This window comes from Specibacter sp. NPDC078692 (genome assembly GCF_040686835.1).
Classification (GTDB): Bacteria; Actinomycetota; Actinomycetes; order Actinomycetales; family Micrococcaceae; genus Specibacter.
The window spans coordinates 19587-42600 of record NZ_JBFBLV010000034.1 but is presented as its reverse complement, the minus strand read 5'-3'; the positions used below and the strand labels follow the sequence as shown (position 1 = coordinate 42600).

At 62.9% G+C, this 23014-nt stretch carries 20 protein-coding genes; 6 read left to right on the top strand and 14 right to left on the bottom strand.

Annotation, left to right across the window (positions count from 1 at the left end; genetic code table 11):
- Window positions 1-404: 404 nt before the first annotated feature.
- The 3 genes from tyrS to AB0O97_RS17675 form a co-directional block, all read right to left on the bottom strand.
- Window positions 405-1715 carry a tyrosine--tRNA ligase gene (tyrS, locus tag AB0O97_RS17685; protein ID WP_363884422.1) on the bottom strand — a complete coding sequence of 437 codons (1311 nt, stop codon included), beginning with the start codon at window positions 1713-1715 and terminating at the stop codon, window positions 405-407.
- Window positions 1716-1819: 104 nt separating this feature from the next.
- On the bottom strand, window positions 1820-4060 hold the full coding sequence (locus AB0O97_RS17680; protein ID WP_363884420.1) for a UvrD-helicase domain-containing protein: 2241 nt from the start codon (window positions 4058-4060) through the stop codon (window positions 1820-1822).
- Window positions 4061-4179: 119 nt separating this feature from the next.
- Window positions 4180-4704, bottom strand: coding sequence for an adenine phosphoribosyltransferase (locus tag AB0O97_RS17675; protein ID WP_363838071.1), 525 nt, complete (start codon window positions 4702-4704; stop codon window positions 4180-4182).
- Window positions 4705-4830: 126 nt separating this feature from the next.
- Here AB0O97_RS17675 and AB0O97_RS17670 point away from each other — a divergent pair, with 126 nt between their 5' ends.
- Window positions 4831-5490 (top strand): GNAT family protein, encoded by a 660-nt coding sequence (locus AB0O97_RS17670; RefSeq protein WP_363884418.1) that lies wholly within the window; start codon window positions 4831-4833, stop codon window positions 5488-5490.
- Here the strand turns inward: AB0O97_RS17670 and AB0O97_RS17665 are convergent.
- Window positions 5429-6094: a DNA-3-methyladenine glycosylase gene (locus AB0O97_RS17665; protein WP_363884417.1), complete on the bottom strand. Its 666-nt coding sequence runs from the start codon at window positions 6092-6094 to the stop codon at window positions 5429-5431. The two genes, AB0O97_RS17670 and AB0O97_RS17665, sit on opposite strands and share 62 nt — an antisense overlap.
- A gap of 74 nt (window positions 6095-6168) precedes the next feature.
- Here AB0O97_RS17665 and AB0O97_RS17660 point away from each other — a divergent pair, with 74 nt between their 5' ends.
- The 3 genes from AB0O97_RS17660 (at window position 6169) to AB0O97_RS17650 (ending at window position 8702) form a co-directional block, all read left to right on the top strand.
- Window positions 6169-7173 (top strand): NADPH:quinone reductase, encoded by a 1005-nt coding sequence (locus AB0O97_RS17660; RefSeq protein WP_363884416.1) that lies wholly within the window; start codon window positions 6169-6171, stop codon window positions 7171-7173.
- A gap of 82 nt (window positions 7174-7255) precedes the next feature.
- The gene (locus tag AB0O97_RS17655) at window positions 7256-8188 is read left to right on the top strand and encodes an AlkA N-terminal domain-containing protein (protein WP_363884414.1); all 933 of its coding nucleotides are present in this window, start codon (window positions 7256-7258) and stop codon (window positions 8186-8188) included.
- 283 nt (window positions 8189-8471) lie between these two features.
- Window positions 8472-8702: a hypothetical protein gene (locus AB0O97_RS17650; protein ID WP_363884412.1), complete on the top strand. Its 231-nt coding sequence runs from the start codon at window positions 8472-8474 to the stop codon at window positions 8700-8702.
- Window positions 8703-8779: 77 nt separating this feature from the next.
- On the opposite strand, the gene AB0O97_RS17645 is transcribed toward AB0O97_RS17650, so the two are convergent.
- Window positions 8780-11341, bottom strand: a complete 2562-nt coding sequence (locus AB0O97_RS17645) for an HNH endonuclease (protein ID WP_363884410.1) — start codon at window positions 11339-11341, stop codon at window positions 8780-8782.
- Window positions 11342-11677: 336 nt separating this feature from the next.
- Between AB0O97_RS17645 and AB0O97_RS17640 the strand changes: the two genes are divergently transcribed.
- Window positions 11678-11890, top strand: a complete 213-nt coding sequence (locus AB0O97_RS17640) for a GrpB family protein (protein ID WP_363884409.1) — start codon at window positions 11678-11680, stop codon at window positions 11888-11890.
- 238 nt (window positions 11891-12128) lie between these two features.
- Here AB0O97_RS17640 and AB0O97_RS17635 read toward each other — a convergent pair whose 3' ends face one another.
- The 9 genes from AB0O97_RS17635 to argC all read right to left on the bottom strand — a co-directional run bounded on the left by AB0O97_RS17635 (window position 12129) and on the right by argC (window position 21828).
- A complete protein-coding gene (locus tag AB0O97_RS17635) occupies window positions 12129-12863 on the bottom strand; it encodes a maleylpyruvate isomerase family mycothiol-dependent enzyme (RefSeq protein ID WP_363836366.1) in 735 nt (244 codons plus the stop codon).
- 84 nt (window positions 12864-12947) lie between these two features.
- A complete protein-coding gene (gene argH, locus AB0O97_RS17630) occupies window positions 12948-14372 on the bottom strand; it encodes an argininosuccinate lyase (RefSeq protein WP_363884407.1) in 1425 nt (474 codons plus the stop codon).
- A 2-nt stretch (window positions 14373-14374) separates the two neighbouring features.
- Window positions 14375-15580, bottom strand: coding sequence for an argininosuccinate synthase (locus AB0O97_RS17625; RefSeq protein ID WP_363884405.1), 1206 nt, complete (start codon window positions 15578-15580; stop codon window positions 14375-14377).
- 143 nt (window positions 15581-15723) lie between these two features.
- Window positions 15724-16257, bottom strand: coding sequence for an arginine repressor (locus AB0O97_RS17620; RefSeq protein WP_363884403.1), 534 nt, complete (start codon window positions 16255-16257; stop codon window positions 15724-15726).
- A gap of 2 nt (window positions 16258-16259) precedes the next feature.
- Entirely contained in the window at window positions 16260-17225 is a 966-nt protein-coding gene (argF, locus tag AB0O97_RS17615; protein WP_363884401.1) for an ornithine carbamoyltransferase, read from the bottom strand.
- On the bottom strand, window positions 17225-18511 hold the full coding sequence (locus AB0O97_RS17610; RefSeq protein ID WP_363884400.1) for an acetylornithine transaminase: 1287 nt from the start codon (window positions 18509-18511) through the stop codon (window positions 17225-17227). The genes argF and AB0O97_RS17610 overlap by 1 nt, the downstream gene beginning before the upstream one ends.
- Entirely contained in the window at window positions 18512-19408 is an 897-nt protein-coding gene (gene argB, locus AB0O97_RS17605) for an acetylglutamate kinase (protein ID WP_363884425.1), read from the bottom strand.
- A gap of 207 nt (window positions 19409-19615) precedes the next feature.
- On the bottom strand, window positions 19616-20785 hold the full coding sequence (gene argJ / locus AB0O97_RS17600; RefSeq protein ID WP_363884398.1) for a bifunctional glutamate N-acetyltransferase/amino-acid acetyltransferase ArgJ: 1170 nt from the start codon (window positions 20783-20785) through the stop codon (window positions 19616-19618).
- Window positions 20782-21828, bottom strand: a complete 1047-nt coding sequence (gene argC / locus AB0O97_RS17595; protein WP_363884397.1) for an N-acetyl-gamma-glutamyl-phosphate reductase — start codon at window positions 21826-21828, stop codon at window positions 20782-20784. The genes argJ and argC overlap by 4 nt, the downstream gene beginning before the upstream one ends.
- Window positions 21829-21969: 141 nt before the next feature.
- Here argC and AB0O97_RS17590 point away from each other — a divergent pair, with 141 nt between their 5' ends.
- Complete coding sequence (locus AB0O97_RS17590; protein ID WP_363884396.1) at window positions 21970-22944, top strand: quinone oxidoreductase; 975 nt, start codon at window positions 21970-21972, stop codon at window positions 22942-22944.
- Window positions 22945-23014 lie beyond the last annotated feature (70 nt).

The window sequence follows — 23014 nt, the reverse complement described above, 5'->3', positions numbered from 1 at the left end:
CACAGGGGCGGCAACACACAACCAAATAACCAATTCAATATAAATAAATTGGTATCAATAAAACTTGGCACACTATTGAGTTCTCAAACAACAACTGCATTCGAGTAATTACTAATCAATATTTCATCATTAGTTTTCATCGACGCGATGTTAATACTTTATTTCATTTGCATTCATTTTGTCCACTCCGCAGCATGTGCGGCTGGTCACTCCATGAATTACTCAAATCAATAGTTCAATTCAGAAATATCAGATTTGGTTGACTACGAGATGGGAGCCTTGCTTCGTTCGAAGCGGCTCAACCTTGCGTAAGCAACAGATAGAACAATACACAGAGACCTGCCCCCACGCAAATCGGGGGGCGGGTCTCTAGGCAAACTCTCAGCTTGGGCGGACAGTTGTGATCAGCCGTTCAGTTCAACCATCGACAGTGTTCGCTTGCCGCGGCGCACCAAGAGGTATTTGCCGTGCAATGCCTGGTCTGTGCCGAGAACTGCGTCGAGATCGGTGACCTTCTCGTTGTTCACATACGCGCCACCCTCCCCCACTGTGCGGCGAGCTTCTGAATTTGTCTTGGACAATCCTGAAGCGACCAGCAGTTCCACAATGCTCAAGCCAGCGGCAGGTGCAGACGAGCGAGGCAGTTCGCGGGTTGCTGATTCCAAGGTGGGCTGGTCCAGTTCGGCAAGATCGCCCTGACCAAAGAGTGCAGCTGAGGCGGCAATAACCTTGAGCGTGGCATCCACACCGTGGACCAGTGAGGTTACCTGGAATGCCAAAGTCCGTTGGCCTTCGCGCGCCTGCGGCTTTTCGGCAACCGACGCTCCGATGGCGGCAATCTCTTCACGAGATAGGAAGGTAAACACCTTCAAGCGGTCCACCACATCAGCATCAGCGGTGTTGAGCCAGAACTGGTACATGTCAAAGGGGCTGCACATGGAAGGGTCCAGCCAAATGGCATTACCCTCGCTCTTACCGAACTTGGTGCCGTCGGAGTTGGTGATCAACGGGGTGCCCAAGGCGTGCACCGAGGTACCTTCAACCTTACGGATCAGATCGGTGCCGCTGGTCAGGTTGCCCCACTGATCGGAACCACCCTGCTGCAGCACGCAACCGTACTGGCGGTACAGTTCCAAGAAGTCCATGCCCTGCAGGATCTGGTAGCTGAATTCGGCGTAGCTGATGCCTTCATCCGAGTTCAGACGTGAGGCAACAATATCCTTCTTGATCATGGTGCCGACCCGGAAGTACTTGCCAATGTCGCGCAGGAAATCGATGGCGCTCATGGGCGCCGTCCAATCCAGGTTGTTGACCATGCGCGCGGCATTCTCACCCTCGAAGGACAGGAAACGCTGGACTTGTCCCTGCAGGTAACCTACCCACTCGGTGACTGTTTCCTTGGAGTTCATGGTGCGCTCCGCCGTCGGACGCGGGTCCCCCACAAGGCCGGTTGAGCCGCCTACCAAGCCCAGCGGCTTATGGCCGGCGAGCTGCATACGGCGCATGGTCAGCAGCTGGACGAGGTTACCCAGGTGCAGGCTTGGGGCGGTGGGGTCGAAGCCGCAATAGTACGTGATCGGTTCGCCGGCGAGCAGTTCCTCAAGGGCTGCTTCATCGGTGGAGACCTGGACCAGGCCTCTCCACTTGAGCTCCTGCCAAACATTGGCGAAGCTGGAGTCGTTCTCGGGGGCGCGGAGTTCAGTTTGCAAAGACACACCACAAAATTACCAGCACGACGGCGTTTTTGCGCCATCGTGCCCCTCGGCGCCTTGTGCTGTGACCGCCTCTTGGACGGCCACAGCAAAAAACCCGAGAACCTTTACTTTTCGATCCCCGCCGGAAGCGGTTCCGAGGTGATCAGGCGCAGCCGCTGAGTGGGGCGGGTCATGGCCACGTACAGATCACCAACACGGCCATGGGCACCCGCCAGCAGCGCCGCCGGTTCCACAATGATCACGCCATCGAACTCCAGGCCCTTGGCCTCGTGTGGGTCAATCACCACAATGTCCTGATCCAGCGAACCGGCCCCGTGTCCGATCCTTGAACCGTAGACGGCACGCAAGGCGGCCGTGGTTTCGGCCACCATGGATGGCGGAGCAATAACGGCCACCAGTCCCCCTCCCACAGCGGCAGTCTCCTCCGGCATGACGGCGACTACTTGGGCTACCACCTCGGCAGCGGCGACGTGGTCAACAAGGGGTTCCCATTCGCCGTCGCGCACTGCCTTGGGAGCAGAGACCACCTGACCGGCAGCATTGGCCATGCGTACGGCAGCCTCAGCGATTTGCATGGGCGTGCGGTAATTGACCGTCAGCTCCTCAACATTCCAGCGTTCCCCCAAGAACGGGGTCAGTGCCTGCTGCCAGGACGTGGCACCGGAGACGGAGCTGGTCTGGGCAATATCACCCACGATCGTGAAAGATTTCACCGGGCAGCGGCGGATCAGCACGCGCCACTGCATCGGGGACAGCTCCTGCGCCTCGTCGATCACCACGTGCCCGTAGGCCCAAGTGCGGTCCGTCAGAGCGCGCTCGGCGCTGGTCTGGGATGCGGCCTGAACTTCGTTATAGTCCGCAAGTTGCTCAGCCGTCAACATGCCATCAACGCCGGAGTCCTCCAGCAGCTGGTTCACGTTGGAGATGGCCTTCTCAGCATTGACCAAATTCCGTTTCCGCTGGGATTCGGCTGTGGCCTGGGCACGGCCGCCGGTGGCGTCCATTTCACCCAAGAGCTCGGCGGCTTCATCCAGCAGCGGCACATCCGATTCGCTCCAAGGCGAGCCGGGGCTGCGCAGGAGCAGGCTGCGCTCAGCCTCGCTGAGGTTGGGCGTGACAGCGCGCAAGATTTCCTGCTTGCTGAACATGTCATCAATGAGTTGTTCGGCTGTCATGGGCATCCAGCACAGGTTGAGCATGACGCGCACATCGCGTGATGAACGGACGTCCTCGGCCAGATAGGACCGGTCGGCGTTGTTGCCAGCACCAGCGGACTCAATGTGCTCGCGCAACTGCTCGGTGAGCTCACGCAGCAGAGTTTTGACGAAGCCAACGCGCGCCTCATTGTGCGGCAGCCCGGTAGCCTGTGCCCGTTCCCTGGCGCGACGCACCTGGCGGACGGTAAGAATCAAACGGGTGCCTTCGACGTCGAGCCTGACATCTCCTTGCGGGAGACGCTGCCGGTTGGCTACAGCGTTCGCCACCACGCGGGCCATGTCGATCCGGCCCTTGAGCTCAGCTGCTTCAGCCGATTCCGGAGCCATGGCCTGCACGCCCGGGAACAAGTTCCCCACGCTGGCCATGACCACACCGGTCTCGCCGAGGGAAGGCAGCACGCGCTCAATGTATTTCATGAAGGCGTTGGAGGGGCCCACCAACAGCACGCCGGAGGACTGCAGGCGTTCGCGATGTGTGTAGAGCAGGTATGCGGCGCGGTGCAGGGCAACGGCGGTCTTTCCCGTTCCGGGCCCACCCTGGACCACCAGCGCACCGCTGAGAGGTGAGCGGATAATCCTGTCCTGCTCGGCCTGGATGGTGCCGACAATGTCATTCATGCGGCCCGTGCGCTTGGAATTCAGCGCTGCTAGCAGGGCCCCTTCACCCTGGACATGTTCGCCGTGCACCAGCATGGTGTGATCCAGGACGTCGTCTTCGATGGCTTTGACGTTGCGCCCCTTCAACAGCAAATGACGACGGCGGCGCACCCCCATACGCTCAAAGGCGGTGGCCTGATAGAAGGTGCCCGCCTCGGGGGCACGCCAATCGATTAGCAGCTGGCGCAGGTCTTCAGAGAGCAGGCCGATCCGGCCAATGTACCGGGCCTGGCCGTCGTCAAGGTCGAGCCGGCCAAACACCAACCTGTCGTCGACCGCGTTCAGCTGCGCCAGTCGGTTCTCGTAGAGCGTGGCAAAGGCGTCACGTTCGGACCGGTTCTGGTGCGTACCCATGGACTTCGCCCGGCGCACCTGCGCTAGCTGCTCAACCTTTTCGGCGCGGAGTTCATCTAGGCGTCCGTAAAGCCCATCAACATAGTTGCGTTCGTGGGCCAACTCGTCGTCATACATGCAAGGCTCCTGATAACTAAGGCATCCCGCCAAAAGGCGGACCGTCTATTCTATCCCGCCTGCGGGGCGGGCGCTTCCAGGCTTAATCTCGGCCTGAAATTCAGCCTTATATTTCAGCCCTAAACGTGGAGCAGTGACACCACGTCGTAGGGAGCCAGATTGGCCCGACCCGGCAAAGCATCAATTTCAAGGACAACTCCGACGCCGGCCACCACGGCTCCCGTGCGCTCCAGCAGTGCCGCTGCGGCACCCAGCGTCCCTCCCGTGGCGAGCACATCATCAAGAATTAACACACGCGTGCCAACTGGGACGTCTTCTTGGTGCAGTTCCAGGGTCGCCTCGCCATACTCCAGCGCGTAGCTCTCGGCGTACACCTCGCGGGGCAATTTTCCGGCCTTGCGGATGGTGATCACACCGGTTCCCGTGGCGTATGCAGCAGCCGCAGCCAAGAGGAAGCCGCGCGCCTCAACTCCGGCAACGGCGTCGAACTTTCCGGCGAAGGAAGTCACGATCGCATCGACCACCTGTTTCAGGGCGGGCCCATCAGCAAATACCGGGGTTAAATCTTTGAAAACAATGCCCGGCGAGGGGTAGTTGGGAACTGTGGCACACAACTGCTCAATGACCGCGGAAACATGCGGAATTTCGCTGACTTCGGGGATGCTCAAATGGGGCACTTCGGGGGCGCTTAATGTCTCGTTCACCCTTCAACGGTACAGGCACTTGTGAGTGGGCTTTTCGGATGGCCAAAAAGGTGCTTATATATTCCCGTGCAACACAACATTTCACTTCCCGGACATGGCGTCCGGCTTGTGCCGCTCAGGCGTCGTCACGCGGCAGATTTGTTCCCCTATATCGATGCAGATATGTGGGCGGGCATGGCCTCGGAAATGCCCACCTCCAAGCGTGCGTTGGAGCGGCTTTTGGCGACCCGAATCGCCGATCCCGCTGTCATCGCCTTCGCCGTTATCGACGAGGACACCGGCACCGTCGCCGGGACCACCAGCTTGTACGACTACGTGCCGGAGCAGTCACGGGTAGAACTCGGCATGACGTTTTTTGGCCGCAACTATTGGGGCCGCAACGTCAATGCCTCTTCGAAGTTGGCGCTGCTGGCCTTCGCCTTTGAGGTCCTTGCCGTGCAGCGCGTGACTCTACGCTGCGATGTCCGCAACACCCGCAGCGCCGCCGCCATTGTCAAGCTCGGCGCCACCTTGGAAGGGGTGCTGCGCAGCTACCGCCGCGGTCACGACGGCTTGCGCGTTGACAGCAGCGTCTACTCGCTATTGGCCCATGAATGGCCGCAATCGCGCTCCGGTCTGGTGCACCGCCTGACCCCCGCGGATCTGCAGCCGGAGGTGGCAGAGCTTATTGAATTCTCGGAGCAGCTGACCCGGGCCGACGCGGAGCACGCACCACTCCCGGCCTGAACTTCGACACGGTGGGCTCGCCGTTGAGCCAGAAACGCCACGGGTACGCCGCCGTGCCGCCGGGTCCGCTGATGCCAACCCGCGGCCCCGACTTGATGTTGTTGGCCGGGGTCTCAGGCAGCATCACGGTGACGGGTCCGGCGAGGGCGAATAGGCCGTTGTGCTCCCCCTTGAACCCCATGGCTTTGGCCAGTCGAGCAGGACCTTGCGCCAGCTCGGCGTCGCGCTTAGCAGTGGGACGGCGCGAACGGGCCAGCTCCAGCCCTTCCACAATCTCCCCGGCGCGCAGCAGGCACCCAGAGGAGAACCCTTCCGGGCGGCACACCAGATTCGCACTGAAATGCATTCCGTAACTGAAGTACACGTAGAGGTGCCCGGGCGGACCAAACATGGTGGCATTGCGCTCGGTCCGGCCGCCGTAACTGTGCGATCCTGGGTCCGGATCCTCTGACAACCGCGGCCCCAAGTAGGCCTCCACCTCCGTCAGACGTACGACGACGGCACCTTCCGGACTCTCGTGCCTCACCAAGGCGCCCAACAAGTAGGGCGCAACCTCGGGGGCAGGGTTCTCCAGCAGCTCCAGGATGTTAGTGGGCGCGTTCATCTTTCCAATTTAGCAGGGCGCCTGTTCCGCCCTTGCCCAGCCCTGCGGGCCTCCGTTGGGAGTAGACTCCACCCATGAGGCCACCATTCATGAAGGCCGCGTATTTCACCGAACTGGGCGGCCCCGGCGTCATCCACTATGGTGACCAGCCGCTGCCCGGGCCTGCGCCCGGCACCGTCCTGGTCCGGGTGGCCGCCTCCGCGGTCAACCATGTCGACACTTTTGTCCGCAGCGGTGCGTACGCCACGGAGCTGCACTTCCCGCAAATAATTGGCCGGGACCTGGTGGGGACCGCGGAACTCATTGGCCCGGGCGCGGCCGGGCGTTTCTCCCCCGGCGACGCAGTGTGGTCGAATTCGATGGGCTTTGGCGGGCGGCCGGGTGCTGCTGCACAATTCATTGCCGTTCCGGCCGAGCGGCTCTACGTTTTGCCGGCCGGCGTGGACCCTGTTCAAGCGGCGGCTGTGCTCCACTCCGGCGCCACCGCCTATTTGGCGCTGCACCGGCACGGGCAAGTGCAGCCGGGGGAAACCGTGTTCATCGGCGGTGCGGGTGGAGGTGTCGGCTCTGCCGCCGTCAGCCAAGCAGTCAGTGCAGGTGCCTTGGTCGTCGCCTCCTCCAGCGCAGCCGATCTCGACTACTGCCGCGGGCTGGGCGCCAGCGCCGTGCTTGACTTCCGCTCTCCGGACTTCGCAGATGAACTACGTGACACCGTGGGCCGGGTCTCCGGCGGTCGTGGCGTGGACGTCCACCCGGAGACGTCCGGACGGCACCAGCTTGATCTCGCCGTGGACGTGTTGGGGCTGCGCGGACGAATCGTCCTCATGTCGGGCATGTCGGCGACAGCAACCATCCGGCTGGGCAGACTGTACCCGCACGATATAAGCATCCGTGGATTCGCGATCAGCAACGCAACGGTAACCGACCTTGCGGAGGCCGCGGCAACGGTGAACAAGCTCCTCGCTGACGAGGCACTCGCGGCACGCAGCATCACCACCCTGCCCCTGCAGGATGCGGCCCGTGCACACTCCGCGATGGAGGCAGGCACCGTCCACGGCAAGATTGTGTTGCTGCCCTGACTCTGGTGCTGCCAGCTTCCGGCTGCGGTCAGCACGCTTGGCTGTGCTGCGCGGAGCGCAGGCCCCGTGGAAGAATGCAGGCATGGCCGTAGACCTTGAATTCCATCCCCCCTTTGAGCCCGGCATCTTCGATTTTTTGGCGGCTCGTGCGGTGCCCGGTGTTGAAGACGCCACTGCCACCAGTTATGCGCGGACGCTGCAACTTTCCGCCGGGCACGGCTGGTTCAGCCTTGAGTGGGATGGCGGCTCTCTCGCACTCACCCACCGCGTCGAGGACGCTGCCGACGCCGACGAGCTCGTCGCCAAGGTGCGCCATCTGTTCAATCTGGACCATGATCCCAGCCCAGCCGATGCCGCACTGGGCGCGCTGCCGCTGCTATCGGATCGTGTTGCCGAGCTGCCGGGCATCCGGCTGCCGGGCTCCGTCGATCCGGCGGAGATCCTGATCCGGGCCATGGTGGGACAACAAATAACCGTGGCCGCCGCCCGCACGGCACTGACCCAGCTTCTGGTGCTGTGCACCCCCTCACGGCTGCCGCACGGTTCCCTGGCCCACATCTTTCCCCAACCTGCCGAAATCGCCGCCGGTGGACGGGACATCCTGCGGGGGCCGCAGCGGCGCATTGATGCCATCGTGTCCGTCGCCGGCATGCTGGCCGATGGTTCCCTGCGCATCAGTGCCGCGGATACGTACCAGTCGCTGGCCGAGAAGCTGCTGCCCATTCCCGGGATCGGCCCCTGGACAGTGGGCTATGTTGCCATGCGGGTACTGGGTGACCGCGACATCTTCTTGCCGGGCGATGCCGCCGTCCGAAATGGCTACGGGCTGCTCCGCGGCGACACCTTGGCCCAGGCCCGGGCCATCAAGGCACCGGAGTTAGGCCGCATGGCGGAAACCTTGAGCCCCTGGCGGTCATACGCCACCTTGCATCTATGGCGTGTTGCAGGGGAAAAACCACTGCCCGCTGCCGGACACGGCGTCCGTTCAAAAGCCTCTTCTAAGTTCAAACCATGACGCTCACGTTTACGGCCATGAATGGCGCAGACCATGACGATCTGGTGTCCTTTCTGCAGATCAACACCTTTCCATAACATTCCGGCTCCGCCAGCCATGTGGAATCCATGCGCCGCAGAGTGCGCTCGGGCCGGTTTCGGAACGATGAGTCACAGGCTTTCTGGATTAATGACGGCGACAGTCGGCGGGGCCTGGTCGTTTTGGAAGATTTCCACGACGATGCCAGGCATCCTGCGCTATGCGGGCCAACCTTTGAGGGCCAAACCAGGGGGACAACTTTGCCGTGCGCAAGATCTTCCTCCATGCGGGTTCACCCTTCCTCCATGCGGGTTCACCCTTCCTCCATGCGGGTTCACCCTTCCTCCGTGCGGGGTTCATTAAGGAAGCCCATTATCGACAGGCGTGGCCGGATGCGGGCGGCGATCCGCTGGCCGCAGTCGCCTACGCCATCCTGCGTTCCAACTGGGAATTCGGGTCCACCACAACCCTCGATTGGAACGAGTTCACCTTGTAGTGCCGCATTCAATCGTGGGTTCCGGAGGTGGAGGCTGTCCAGGAGTCCGAGGACTGTGAGCTTGAGCCGACCAGCGCTTAGGCGCTGGGTGGGACCGGGGCGTCGGGGACCTCTGGTGTGGCGAGTGCCTTGGCCAGACGCTTCTTCAACCACTTCGGGTAGGCCGGGCGCTGGGGCCCAGTACATTCAGGAGCCCGATACGTCCCGCTCGGTGACACCCACCCCACACGCCCATCACTGCACAACCTGGGCGTCCAACCACGCAACCGGATCCTGTCCCGCCACGGCTCCGCCCAACGCCGATACTTCCCCCGCCGGTCTTTGTCATCCTTGAAGTGCTTCAACCGATGATGACGTTTGCAGGCCGGACGAAGGTTAACCAGAGTCGACCTTCCGCCAGATTCAAAACTTTTCACATGATCAAGGTCGGTATCCATCACCGGCTCCGTGCAATTCGGGAAATAACAGCCACCGGCCAACGCTTGCAACACCGAACGCTCCGAGTTCCGCAACGTGTACCGCTCCGGCTCCAACGGCAATCCCTCACCGGTGATCGGATCCGTCAGCACCCGCAAAAACGTACTCGATCCGGCCAACAACCTCCGGGCAATACTCAACGGCACCGGCCCGGCAGTACTATCGTCAAGCTCCGCGGGTTCATCCGTAATGCCCAGCAACCCCAAGAATGAAACCTTCAGCAACCCCAACACCTTGGGCATCGGCGGATCCGCCAACACCGGATGCTCACCCAGACGAGTCAATTGCTCCAAATACGCTTCCTGCTCCAACAACTCCCACGCCGGCTTCTCCGTCACCCCGTCAACCACACCATTCACAAAACCAGACCCATCCCCTAGCACAAACCCCTCTACCGGCACATCCCCACCAACAAACGACCCACCACGGCCACGGAACCCGCCGACGCCAGAGCCACCGGGGCCGGCGGGGCCGCTGCAGCCCGGGTCTCCAGCCTCAGGGCCACCGCTACCAGGACCACCGGGGCCGCCGGGCACAACCGTCCCCTCCAACAGCACATCTCCGTCATCCGCAGCAGCAACGACCCCAGTGCCCCCACACCCAGGCACAACACCTCCCCCGGTCACGACACCGGAGGCAGCACCATCCCCTACACCGTCACCACATCCCGTATCGCTACCAGCAGTGGTACCCCTGGTCGCAGCCAGGCCCCCACCGGCTGCAAGCTGGCCCTCACCGACTCCATGCTGGACCTGAGTGAACGGCTGAGCATGCGCCCATGGCGGCTCAACATCAATCAAAGACACCCCAAACGCGGAATTCTCCCCAAACGGCGCAAACCCCATACCCTGCCCCGGGACACCCAAACCATCCACACCAGCACCAGCACCTGTGTCGTCACCCTGAGGGGCATACTGGCCAGCATCATGGCCCGCAGCCTGTCCTGCTTTCCAGCCGTCTTTCCGGCTGGCTCCGCCACTAGAACCGGCATCCCCGACATTCCCGGTCGGGTCGTTGAACGCATCACCTGACGGAATACCCTGATCGCTGTCACTGCATCCGGCACTGCCCCACCACGCCGTCCCGCTACTCTCGGCACCCCAGCCACAACCGCCGCCGCTAGTGCCGTTGCTGCCGCCGCTCTTCGCACCGCTGCCGCTGGCGTTGCTGCCGCTGGAGTTGTTGTGGGTGCTGTTCGAGGTGGTGTACCGGGCATTGTCCGGCAGCTCCTGACCCATCAAAAGAATCGCAGCGACATCAGCCCGAAGTTGATCCAACGTCCGGTACTCACGACAATCCTCACCGGTCCCCCGCGCAACAGCATCCCGCTGCCGCTCCAACGCATCAGCCTTGATAGCCCGCGCCGCCCGCGTGCAATGCACCATAATCGCGTTCGCCGCAATCGTAGGAATATGCAACTCCAACCAATTCATCCCATCCTTGCCAGGATCGTTGGTGATCTTCCGGCCCCGAAACGCCTGCTTCGTCCGCGCCTCCAACGAATCCGGAAACATCAACTCCCGCGCCCGACGCGCCTTCGAAGCAAACCGCGACGCTGTGGCACCCTCCGCCAACACCAACAAGCGCCCCTCCAACACCACCGCATCATCCGCGGTGACACCCGGTGTTTCGCCCAAGGTGCCCAATTCGTTCAGGATCGTGACCGCATGCCGCCAGGAAAGCACACCTGCCCGCAACGCCGCCCGCGTCCGCGGATGAGACTGCAGCTCCACCGCATGCGCACCCAACGCCGCCGCCGTACGTTCCGGAATGCCCAACGCCAACGCGATCTCCGCCACGCACCCCGTCTCAGCCACCCCGGCCTGGTACCGGCTCAATTCTGTCGCCGCGGACTCCACCGCCACAGCACCCAGAACCCGGTCCACCAGCCCCGCCTTGCACGCCGCCAACGAGTTCTCCAACACCCGCACGACTTCCAGCGCCAACACCCCCTCCGCCACCACGGATCGTGCGACCGATGCCCGCGTCACAGGCTCCGGACCAGACAGTGGATACAACGCATGATCATCCAATCCGGCCAAGGCTTCATTGTCAGACCCAAAGCGTTCAATGAGAGGAAGAGCAATCCCAGCCAGCAATCCCGCCAAATCCTGTGCGGCGGAACCACCCGGATCACCGGGGAACGACTCCCAATTGCTCATACGTCAAGACTACTCTCACCGTTATATAACCGCAATGGATTCTAGAAATAATCTTCGATTTATAATTCCAGTGTGAAGGCCTAAGTGGAGTTCTGCTCCGTTCCGCTTTTGTGCCTCGAATGATTTCCGGGGCCGCAAACCCACCTGTCGGGGTGATGGCCGGATAGGCCCATGAATCGTGAATCAGATGAGCACTTGGACGCCGTCTTGATCGGTGGGGTGAAGTACGCCCCATCGTCATCATTGATTACGACTCCGCCTGGCCTTCCCGCTTTGAGGCACTCGCGCTGGTTATCAAGGAGGCCATAGGGGACGTTGTGCTGTCGGTCGCACACAGTGGATGAACGGCGGTCCCCCGGGTTGGCGGCGAAGCCGATTATCGACATTCTGGTGACGGTCGATGACGTCGCAAATGAAGATTCGTACGTGAGCAAACTCGAGTCGATGGGTTTCGTGGTCCGTGTCCGGGAGCTCGGCCACCGCATGATGAGGACCCCGCGTCCTATAAGCGAGGACGAAAAAGAGTCTTGCTCAGCAAGAGTGGACTGACATGAATTACTACGCGGAAGCGAAGACAGCTGTCACCGCCGAGATTCGTACCCGGGCCCGCATGTGGCGCACCGGTCAGAAAGCGACAGGAAACCGAGAATTTCAGTGAACGCAAAGGAGAGAGCACGCGAAGCGAGGCGGGCGCTTAACGCAAGAACCGCCGTCGTCCATCAAGGACAACGGCGGCACTGGGCCCGGCCGCACGGGCAAGGAGGGAAAACCAACAAAAACGGGCAGGCTATTTCGCGGCGAACGCCGATGGCCACGGCAGCAGCACTGGCAACTCGACGGAATCGGCGGCGGCCTCGGCGCGCAGGGAGCCCATGGTGGGCGTGCGCCCGGACAGCCAGGCGGCGATGTCCGTCAGCATGCCCTGGATCGAGACGGCAGTTTCGCCGGACCCCATGGTCATCGGCGGCAGCGCCAGCGGCAAAAGCTTCAGGTGGATGTCCGCCGGCACGCGGGCGGTGAGGAATTCAATCAGGTACAGGCAGAATTCCTTGGACCAGGTCTCCGGCCCGCGACCCAACTGTAGGTCGGCCAGGTGGATGACGAGCTCACGCCAATAGGCCAACGCCACGCCGCGGACATCCCCGCTGCGGTAGCTGACAGGCAACGTCCACTGCGACTCGTCCAGCCCGCCCAGAACGGCCAGTGCCCGCGTGAACGCACTGGAAATGTACTCCCGGTGCTCAGCGGCCGTGTGGCCCGCGTTCATCTCGATGGCCTGCGTGCGCCCGCCGGTCCCGCCGTCGTAAAATTCCACAAGCTCCCCGCGCAGGGCGTACTCGATCTGCCGCGCGACAGCATTGGAAACGTGCGCAATGTGGGCCAAAACGTGCCCCCGGGTCCAACCGGGCAAATCAGTGGCAACCAGGACGTCGGCGTCCGTGAGAGTCGCCAATTTTCCGCTCACATTGCCCGCCGCAGTTGCGAGGCGCTCCATAAGCTGCGCATTCGAAATATCAGTCATGCACCCCAGCATAGACGGCAAATGCCCGCATCTTTCGAAGGATGCGGGCATTTGCCGTTGTGGCTCAAAGAAGTACGACGCCGGTCAGGCCAGGAAGGTGCGAACCTCGCCCAGCTGCCCCTCAAGGGCCGCCAGCTGCGCCAGTACTGCGGACGGTGCGGTGCCGCCCTGCGCGTTCCGGCTGTTGAGCGAGCCTTCCGTGCTCAGCACCGTACGAACCTCGGGCGTCAGGTGCGCCGAAATGCCGGCGTACTCCTCATCCGTCAGATCCCACAGTTCCACGCCGCGAGCCTCGGCCACCTTGACGGCTGCACCCGAGAGCTCGTGGGCATCGCGGAACGGCACGCCCTGGCGGACCAGCCATTCGGCAATGTCGGTAGCCAGGGCGAAGCCCTGCGGAGCCAGTGCTTCCATGCGTTCGGTGTTGAACACCAGTGTCGCCATCATGCCGGAGACGGCGGGCAGCAGCAGTTCAAGGGTGTCGGCCGCGTCAAAGACGGGCTCCTTGTCCTCCTGCAAATCCCTGTTGTACGCCAACGGCAAACCCTTGAGCGTAGCCAACAGACCGGTCAGATCGCCAATCAGGCGCCCGGCCTTGCCGCGGGCCAGCTCCGCCACATCGGGGTTCTTCTTCTGCGGCATGATCGAGGATCCCGTGGAGTAGGAATCATGCAAGGTCACAAAGGAGAACTCCTTCGTGGCCCACAAAATAACTTCCTCGGAAACGCGGGACAGGTCAACGCCGATCATGGCGGCAACCCACGCGAACTCGGCGAAGACATCCCGTGAAGCGGTGCCGTCAATCGAGTTCCAGACGGCAGAGTCGAAGCCCAGATCGGCTGCGACAGCGTTCGGGTCCAGGCCCAGTGAGGATCCGGCAAGGGCACCGGAGCCGTACGGGGACACAGCCGCGCGCTTGTCCCAGTCGACCAATCGCTGCACATCGCGCAGCAACGCCCAGGCGTGAGCCAGCAGGTGATGGCTGAGCAGGATCGGCTGTGCGTGCTGCAAGTGTGTACGCCCGGGCATGGCCACACCGTGGTGCGCCTTTGCCTGCTCCACCAGAGCGTCAATAACGGAGAGCACTCCGGCGGCGATGATCCGGGCATGTTCGCGCAGGTACATGCGGCCCAGCGTGGCCACCTGATCGTTGCGTGACCGGCCGGCTCGGAGCTTGCCGCCCAAAGCCGTTCCCGCACGCTCAATCAAGCCGCGTTCAAGGGAGCCGTGCACGTCCTCGTCGGACTCGGACGGGCCGTAGGCACCTGACTTCACATCAGCTTCGAGCTGATCCAGAGCAGCCAACATGCCTTCGAGCTCGGCAGCATCCAAGAGGCCCGCCGTATTCAAAACACGGGCGTGCGCCTTGGAACCGGCAATGTCATACAGCGCCAGGCGCCAGTCAAAGTGCGTTGACTTGCTCAGCGCAGCGAGGGCATCTGCGGGGCCGCCCTGAAAGCGGCCACCCCACAGCGCGCCCTCGTTGGTCCCGTGGCTGACTTCAGCCACGACTACAGTCCCAGTACGCGCTGGTCGCGCTGTGAAGCAACCTTGGAGGACATGCCCCACAGCTCGATGAAGCCCTTGGCCTGCGACTGGTCGAACGTGTCACCGGTGTCGTAGGTGGCCAGATCGAAGTCGTACAGGGAGGTCTCTGAGCGGCGACCGTTGACGATGGCCTGGCCACCGTGCAAGGTCATGCGGATGTCGCCGTTGACGTGCTGCTGAGTGTCCTCGATGAAAGCATCCAGTGAACGCTTCAGCGGGGAGAACCACTGGCCGTCGTAGACCAGCTCGGCCCAACGCTGGCTGATGGTTGCCTTGAAACGGGCCTGCTCGCGCTCGATCGTGATGTCTTCGAGGTGCTTGTGAGCCGTAATCAGGGCCATAGCGCCCGGTGCTTCGTAGATTTCGCGGCTCTTGATGCCGACCAAGCGGTCCTCAACAACGTCGATTCGGCCAACACCCTGGGCGCCTGCGCGGCGGTTCAGTTCCTGGATGGCCTGCAGCGGGGTGACCTTCACGCCGTCAATGGCAACGGGGACACCCTTGCTGAAGGAGATGATGACTTCATCCTGTGCCGGTGGGAATTCCGGGGTGGCCGTGTAGTCGTAGATGTCCTTGGTGGGGGCGTTCCAGATGTCTTCGAGGTAACCGGTTTCGACGGCGCGTCCCCAGACGTTCTGGTCGATCGAGTACGGGTTCTTTTTGGTGGTCTCGATCGGCAGGTTGTTCTGCTCTGCGTAAACAATCGCCTTATCGCGCGTCAGGGCGAGGTCGCGGACAGGTGCAATGCACTTCAGGTCCGGGCCGAGGGTCTGGATGCCGACCTCGAAGCGGACCTGGTCGTTGCCCTTGCCGGTGCAGCCGTGGGCAACGGTGGTGGCGCCGAATTCGCGGGCGGCCTTGACCAGGTGCTTGACGATCACGGGGCGGGAGATGGCCGAAACCAAGGGGTAGTGACCCTGGTAGAGGGCGTTGGCCTTCAACGTCGGCATGGCGTATTCGTTGGCAAACTCGTCACGAGCATCGGCAACGTACGCTTCGACGGCGCCGCAACCCAGTGCGCGCTGGCGGATGTCCTCCAAGGACTCTCCGCCCTGTCCTACATCAACGGCCACGGCGATAACTTCTGCGCCGGTTGCTTCACCGATCCAGCCGATGGCAACCGAGGTGTCAAGGCCACCGGAGTAGGCCAATACAATGCGTTCAGTCACTTGTTTCTCTCCCTATTGTCAATACTCGTGCAGAGTATTTTTCACGTTGCTCTCCAGCATAATGCATGATTATGCATTCTTACTAAAAGATATTCATCATGTCCAAAAAGTACGACGTCGGACACCTCGCCTACCAGCTCAGGCTACGCCCCGGCGCTTGATTCAGCAGCAAATTGCAAGAAGCGTTCGGCCACGTCGGCCCCACCTTGGGCATCCCTGCTGATGACCATGACGGTGTCATCCCCGGCAATGGTGCCAAGGATGGCAGGCATGACCGAATGATCAATGGCCAAAGCCAAGAAGTTTGCTGCTCCGGGCGGTGTGCGGAGCACGGCGATGTTGGCTGAGCCTTCGGCCGTGACCAGCAATTCACCGCACAGGCGGATCAGGCGGGTATCCAACAGCTCCTGAGAGGAGGCCGCATGAACACTGCGATCCCCACCCTCTTTGGGCAGGGCGTAAATCAATCCGCCGTCCTTGCCGCGCACTCGTACTGCCCGTAATTCCACCAGGTCCCGTGACAGCGTCGCTTGGCCAACCACCAACCCGTCGGCAGCCAGCAGCGTGGCCAGCTCCGCCTGGGAGCGGACGGCGCGGCTGGTCAACAGGGCCGCAACCCGTGCCTGCCGTGCCGTCTTGGTGGCCGGCATTGCCGCCGGAATGGAGGGCTTGGCCATGACTAAGCTCCGGCCCCGGTGGCTGCATCGGCTGCGGAGTTCTCCACCAGCCACACCATGAGCGCCTTCTGGGCGTGCAGACGGTTCTCGGCCTCGTCCCAGACCACCGACTGTGGGCCGTCGATCACGGAGGCGGAGATCTCGTAGCCGCGGTAGGCGGGCAAGCAGTGCAGCACGATCGCGTCGGGGGCCGCTTGGGCGAGGGCGTCGTCGTCGAGCGCGTACTCGGTGAAGAGCTCCATGCGCGCAGCCTTCTCCTCCTCCTGGCCCATGGACACCCAGGTGTCGGTGACCAGGACGTCGGCCCCGGCAACAGCCTGCGCAACATCGGTGGTGATGAGCACCGAACCGCCGGTCTGGGCGGCACGTTCCTGCGCGGCGGCCACCACAGCCTCGCCCGGCAGGTACCCGGCGGGCCCGGTGATGCGCACGTGCATGCCGGCGGTGACCCCGGCCAGCAGGTAGGAGTTGGCCATGTTGTTGGCGCTGTCCCCCATGTAGGTCATGGTCAGCCCGGCCAGCTCGCCCTTGTGCTCCTTGATGGTGAGCAGATCCGCAAGCAGCTGGCACGGGTGGTAGTCATCGGAGAGGGCGTTGATGACGGGCACCTTGGAATTGGCGGCCATCTCCTCCAAACCGGCCTGGCTGTAGGTGCGCCAGACGATGGTGGCGACCATGCGCTCGAGCACCTTGGCGGTGTCGGAGACTGATTCCTTGTGGCCGATCTGTGCTTCGCCCGGGTTGATGATCAGCGGGTTGCCGCCCAGCGCGGCGACGCCGGCGGCGAAGGAGACGCGGGTTCGGGTGGAGGTTTTATCGAAAATGACAGCTACGGTTTGGGCGCCCTGACCATCACCGGCGAAAGTGCTCTTGGAAAAGGGCTGCTTCTTCAGCTGTGCGGCAAGGTCCAGAACCTCGGCCTGCTCGGCGGGGCTCAGATCGGTATCTACGAGAAAGTGGCGGGTCATCAGGAGCTCTTTTCCGTGGTGGTTGCGGCTGTGTGGGCGGCCGTTGCGGTGGCTAGTAATCCGGGCAGTGCCGCCAGGAAGGATTGCGCTTGTGCGACCGTCAGATTCAGCGGCGGCGCGAGGCGGATCGTGTTGGGTCGCGGAGCATTGACAATGAAGCCTGCCTCCAACGCTGCGCTGACAACACCGGCAGCCACTGGCTCTGTTAGGTCAAAGCCGATCAGGAGGCCGAAAGCGCGGACGTCAGTGACGCCGTCGAGCTTGGCCAGGCCGGAGGCGAAAACCTCGCTGACGGCGCGCACATTAGCCAGCACATCCTGGGATTCGAGCACGTGCAATGTTGCCAGCGCAGCAGCCGTGGCCACCGGATTTCCGCCAAAGGTGGTCCCGTGTTGGCCGGCACTGAGCAGGTGGGACGGGCCCTCGCCGAAGGTGACAATGGCACCGATCGGGAAGCCACCACCGAGCCCCTTGGCCAGGGTCATGGCGTCGGGGAGAACGCCGGCGGTAATCCCGGCGAACCAGCTACCAGTGCGTCCAATGCCTGTCTGGACCTCATCGAGGATCAGCAGCGCCCCGTGTTCGCGGGTCAGTTCGCGGGCAGCTTGCAGGTACTCCGGTGAGAGCGGACGGACGCCCGCCTCGCCCTGGACGGGTTCGATGATCAGGGCGGCAACGGAGCTATCCATGGCTTCGCGCAGGGCGTCAATGTCATTGAAGGCGATGTGGCGGACACCGGCCGGCATGGGCTCGAACGGCTCGCGGTAAGCGGCCTTGGCTGTCATGGCCAGCGCGCCCATGGTGCGGCCGTGGAAGGCACCTTCGAGCGCCAAAATGGTGGGGCGTTCCTTGCCGCCGTGGGAGCGGGCCAGCTTGAACGCTGCTTCATTGGCTTCGGTGCCGGAGTTGGCGAAGAATACCTTGGAGCCGGCCGGTGCCTGACTGAGTTCCAGCAATTTCTCGGCCAGAGCAATTTGGGTGGGGCTCGTGAAAAAATTTGAAACGTGGCCCAAGGTGGAGAGCTGGCTGGCGACCACCGAGGTGACGAAGGGGTGGGCGTGGCCCAGCGCGTTCACGGCAATGCCGCCGAGCAGGTCCAGATATTCCTTGCCGTCGGCGTCCCATACGAGGGCCCCGGCCCCACGGACCAGGACACGCTGCGGGCTACCGAAAACACCCATCAGCGAGTCCTTGTAGCGGGCCAGCCACTGCTCGCTGGTGCCAGTGCCAGCCACGGCAGTGGCGTTGGCGTTGGAGAGCTCGGTTGAATCGTTCTGCTCAGTCATTTACTTCTCATCCTCATCCGGGAAAATTTGGGTTCCATTGCCCTCAAACGTCATCAGTTCCAGCAGTACAGAGTGGGCGCTGCGGCCGTCGACAACGGCGGCACGGGCCACACCGCCGTCGACCGCGGCCAGGCAGGCACCCATCTTGGGGATCATGCCCGCTTCCAGGGACGGCAGCATCTCGCGCAGGGCGCTGGCGCCGAGTTCGCTGAGCAGCGAGGACTTGTCCGGCCAATTCGCATAGAGACCTTCGACGTCGGTCAGGATCACCAGGCGTGATGCCTCCAACGCCACGGCCAGGGCGGCTGCGGCGGTGTCGGCATTGACGTTCAGGACGGTGGAGGCGTCCCCCACCTCGGGTGCCACAGTGGAGATGACAGGGATCCGGCCAGCCTCCAACAGGTCAAGAATGGCGCCGGGGTTCACTCCCACCACTTCACCAACGAGGCCCAGATCCACGGGCAGCCCGTCCACTACGGTTCCGGTGCGCTCGGCTTGCAGCAGGGCGCCGTCCTCACCGGAAAGTCCGACGGCGTACGCCCCGTGTTCGTTGATCAGGCCCACCAGCTCTCGGCCCACCTGGCCGGTCAGGACCATGCGGACAACGTCCATGGCTTCCGGCGTGGTGACGCGCAGGCCGCCCTTGAACTCGCTCTTGATGTCCAGGCGCTTGAGCATGGCGTTGATTTGCGGCCCGCCGCCGTGCACCACGACGGGCTTGATGCCCACATGGTGCATGAACACGATGTCTTCGGCGAAGGCGCGTCGGAGTTCGTCGTTGATCATGGCGTTGCCGCCGTACTTGACCACCACCACCGTGCCCGAAAACTGCTGAATCCACGGCAGCGCCTCAATCAGCGTGCCAGCTTTGCCTTGGGCGGTTTCCACCGAAGTCATCATGTTTTCCTTATTCCTGTTAATTTGTGCTGAGGCGTTCCAACTCGTCGTGGCGCCCACGGCGACCGCGAAAGCCAGGCGGCTGGGCCAGCATTTTTGTAGCCCGGCGTAAAGGAGACGCCAAAGGCCGTCCACGGCCGAAGCGGCGGATAGCCGGGCGGAAAATGTTGGATAGCCGCCGGGGCCAACCACGGCCACCCGACGGCGTTACGAGGAGTAGGCGCTGTTTTCTTCGACGTACGCGTGGGTCAAGTCGTTCGTCCAGATGGTTGCCGAGGCATCGCCTGCGCTGAGGTCAATCTCGACGGTGACTTCACGGGGTGTGAGGTCTACGAGATCACGGGAATCGCCAATTCCGCCGTTGCGGCAGATCTGAATTCCGTTAATGCTCACGTTGAGTTTGTCCGGGTCGAAGACGGCGTCGGTGGTACCCACCGACGCCAGGACGCGGCCCCAGTTGGGGTCGTTGCCAAAAATGGCTGCCTTGAAGAGGTTGGAGCGGGCCACGGAGCGGGACACCACTTCGGCGTCACGTTCGTTGTCTGCGTTGATGGTGGTGATGGCGATGTCGTGGCTGGCACCCTCGGCGTCTGCAATGAGGGCACGGGCCAGTTTGGCGCAGACTTCCGTGAGGCCGGTGGTGAATTCGTCCATGTCTGGGAACGCTTCGGAAGCGCCGGACGCCATGAGCAGGACGGTGTCATTGGTGGACATGCAACCATCAGAATCCGCGCGGTTAAAGCTGACACGGACGGCGTCGCGCAGTGCGGCGTCGAGCCCTTCAGCTTCCACAACGGCGTCGGTGGTGATGACGACCAGCATGGTGGCCAGTCCGGGAGCCAGCATACCGGCCCCCTTGGCCATGCCACCAATGCTGTAGCTGAGGCCGTCGGCGTTGGGCGGGGAAGTCCACGCCGCCTGCTTGTTAACGGTATCGGTGGTCATGATCGCGGTGGCCGCGGCAGCTCCGCCGTCGTCCGTCAGAGCGGCAGCCGCCGCCTCAACACCGGGGAGGATCTTATCCATGGGCAGCTGTTCGCCAATGAGGCCCGTGGAGCAGACCGCGATGTCGGTAGCGGAGAGGCCTAGGACTTCGGCTACCTTTTCGGCTGTGGAGTGCGTGTTCTGGAAGCCCTCGGTGCCGGTGCAGGCGTTGGCGCCGCCGGAGTTCAGGACCACCGCGTCCACACGGCCGTCACTGAGAACCTGGCGGGACCAGTGGATGGGCGCCGCGGCGACCCGGTTGCTGGTGAAGACGGCGGCGGCGGTGTGCGCCGGGCCATCGTTAATGACCAGGGCCAGATCCGGATTGCCGGAGGTCTTCAGGCCAGCCGTGACGCCTGCGGCGCGGAAGCCTTGGGGGGTTGTCACACTCATGGTGCTACTCCTTGAAAGGAAAGGCCTGTGGTTTCAGGCAGGCCGAGGGCAATGTTCATTGACTGTACCGCTCCGCCGGCCGTCCCCTTGGTGAGGTTGTCGATGGCGCAGCAGACGATCACGCGATTGACGTGAGCGTCGTAGGCGATTTGGATGGCTGCGTAGTTGGATCCCAGGACCGATTTAGTGGAAGGCCATTGACCTTCCGGCAGCAGCTGCACGAACGGTTCTTCGGCGTAGGCTTCCTCCCAGATGTCGCGCAAAGCGACGGCGGGGTCCTCCATCGCGGCAAATTCGGCCGAAAGCTTGGCCGTGGCCGTGGTGAGGATGCCGCGGCTCATGGGCGCCAGGGTGGGAGTGAAGGAAACCTTGACATCCAGCCCGGAGGCGTTGGAGAGCCCCTGCTCAATTTCGGGGGTGTGGCGGTGTCCGCCACCCACACCGTACGGGCTCATAGAACCCATCACTTCGGAACCGATCAAGTTGACCTTGGCTGCTTTGCCCGCCCCGGAAGTTCCGGAGGCGGCCACAATGACCACGTCATCCGGCAGCAATGCGCCGGCTGCGAAGCCTGGCATGAGGGCCAGCAGTGAACTGGTGGGGTAGCAGCCGGGAACGGCTATGCGCTTGGAGGCCTTGAGGCGTTCGCGGTGACCGGGCAGTTCGGGCAGGCCGTAGGGCCAGGTGCCAGCGTGCTCGGAGCCGTAAAACTTTTCCCACGCTGTGGCATCTTCCAGACGGTGGTCGGCTCCGGCGTCGATCACCAAGGTCTCGGCCGGGAGCTGGGCTGCAATGGCGGCCGAGGCCCCGTGCGGAAGTGCCAGGAAAACGACGTCGTGCCCGGAAAGATTCTCCACGGTGGTGTCGACCAGAACTCGGTCAGCAAAAGCGTGCAGGTGCGGGGCCAGAGTACCCAGCCGCTCGCCTGCGTTGCTGTGGGCGGTGATGGCTCCGACAGCTACATTGGGGTGGCCGGCCAAAAGGCGCAGCACCTCTCCCCCGGCATATCCGCTAGCGCCTGAGACTGCTACTGAAATTGTCATACGTCGACTATACAGCAGAATTATTCATTGGTGCCGATATTTATGCACGCGGGCAGGGATTTTCTGCAGGCATCCGCCCTATGATGATCATGAGGGCCTAGCCCTAGTCTTTTACACAAGCCACGCGATTTGGAGTTCACCATGACCGAGCAGTGCAATGCAATTGTCGCCGCCGCCAAGGGCGGTCCCGACGTTCTACAACTGACACAGGTCGCCATGCCCGTGGCCGGTCCGGGCGAATTGTTGGTCAAAATTGCCGCCGTGGGCGTGAACTTCATCGAAACCTACCAGCGCGACGGCACCTACCCCGTGCAGTTCCCCTTCACGCCCGGTGCCGAGGCTGCCGGCAAGGTGGTTGCCGTGGGACCCGGCGTGAGCGCCTTTGCCGTGGGCGACCGCGTTGCTACCGCCGAGGGCATCGGCTGTTACGCCGAGTACGCAATTTTCCCGGTCGATAAGGCATTGCCGGTGCCGTCCAGCGTGCCGCTCGATGTGGCCGCAGCCCTCCCCCTGCAGGGCATGACGGCGCATTACCTGATGAATTCCACCTACCATGTTGAGCCCGGCCAGACTGTGCTGCTGCACGCCGGCGCCGGTGGTGTGGGCTTGCTGCTGACGCAAATGCTGAAGGAGCGCGGCGCCCGCGTCATCACCACGGTTTCCACGGAGGAGAAGGAGGAGCTCGCCCGCGTTGCCGGCGCCGACGAGGTGCTGCGCTACGAAGGTTTCGCCGCCGCCGTGCGCGAGCTCACCGATGGTGTGGGTGTGGATGTGGTGTACGACGGCGTTGGGAAGGACACCTTCGACGGTTCCCTTGCGTCGCTGCGCACCCGAGGGACGCTCGTCTTGTTCGGCGGGGCCTCGGGCCAGGTGCCACCCTTTGACATCCAGCGCCTGAATGCTGGCGGCTCGCTGAGCCTTGTCCGCCCCACGCTGCGCGACTACCTGCTCAACGCCAAGGAGCGACTGTGGCGTTCCACCGAGGTGTTCGACGCCGCTGCGCACGGTAAATTGGCGGCCCGGATCGGCGCCCGTTTCCCACTGTCCGAGGCCGGTGCCGCGCACACCGCATTGCAGGGTCGTCAGACCACGGGCAAGGTCATCCTGGAGCCGTAACCGAATGGCGGGGCCGTGGTGCGGGGCCCGATAACAAGGCCGCACAATAATTAAAGCCTTCGGGCGGGCA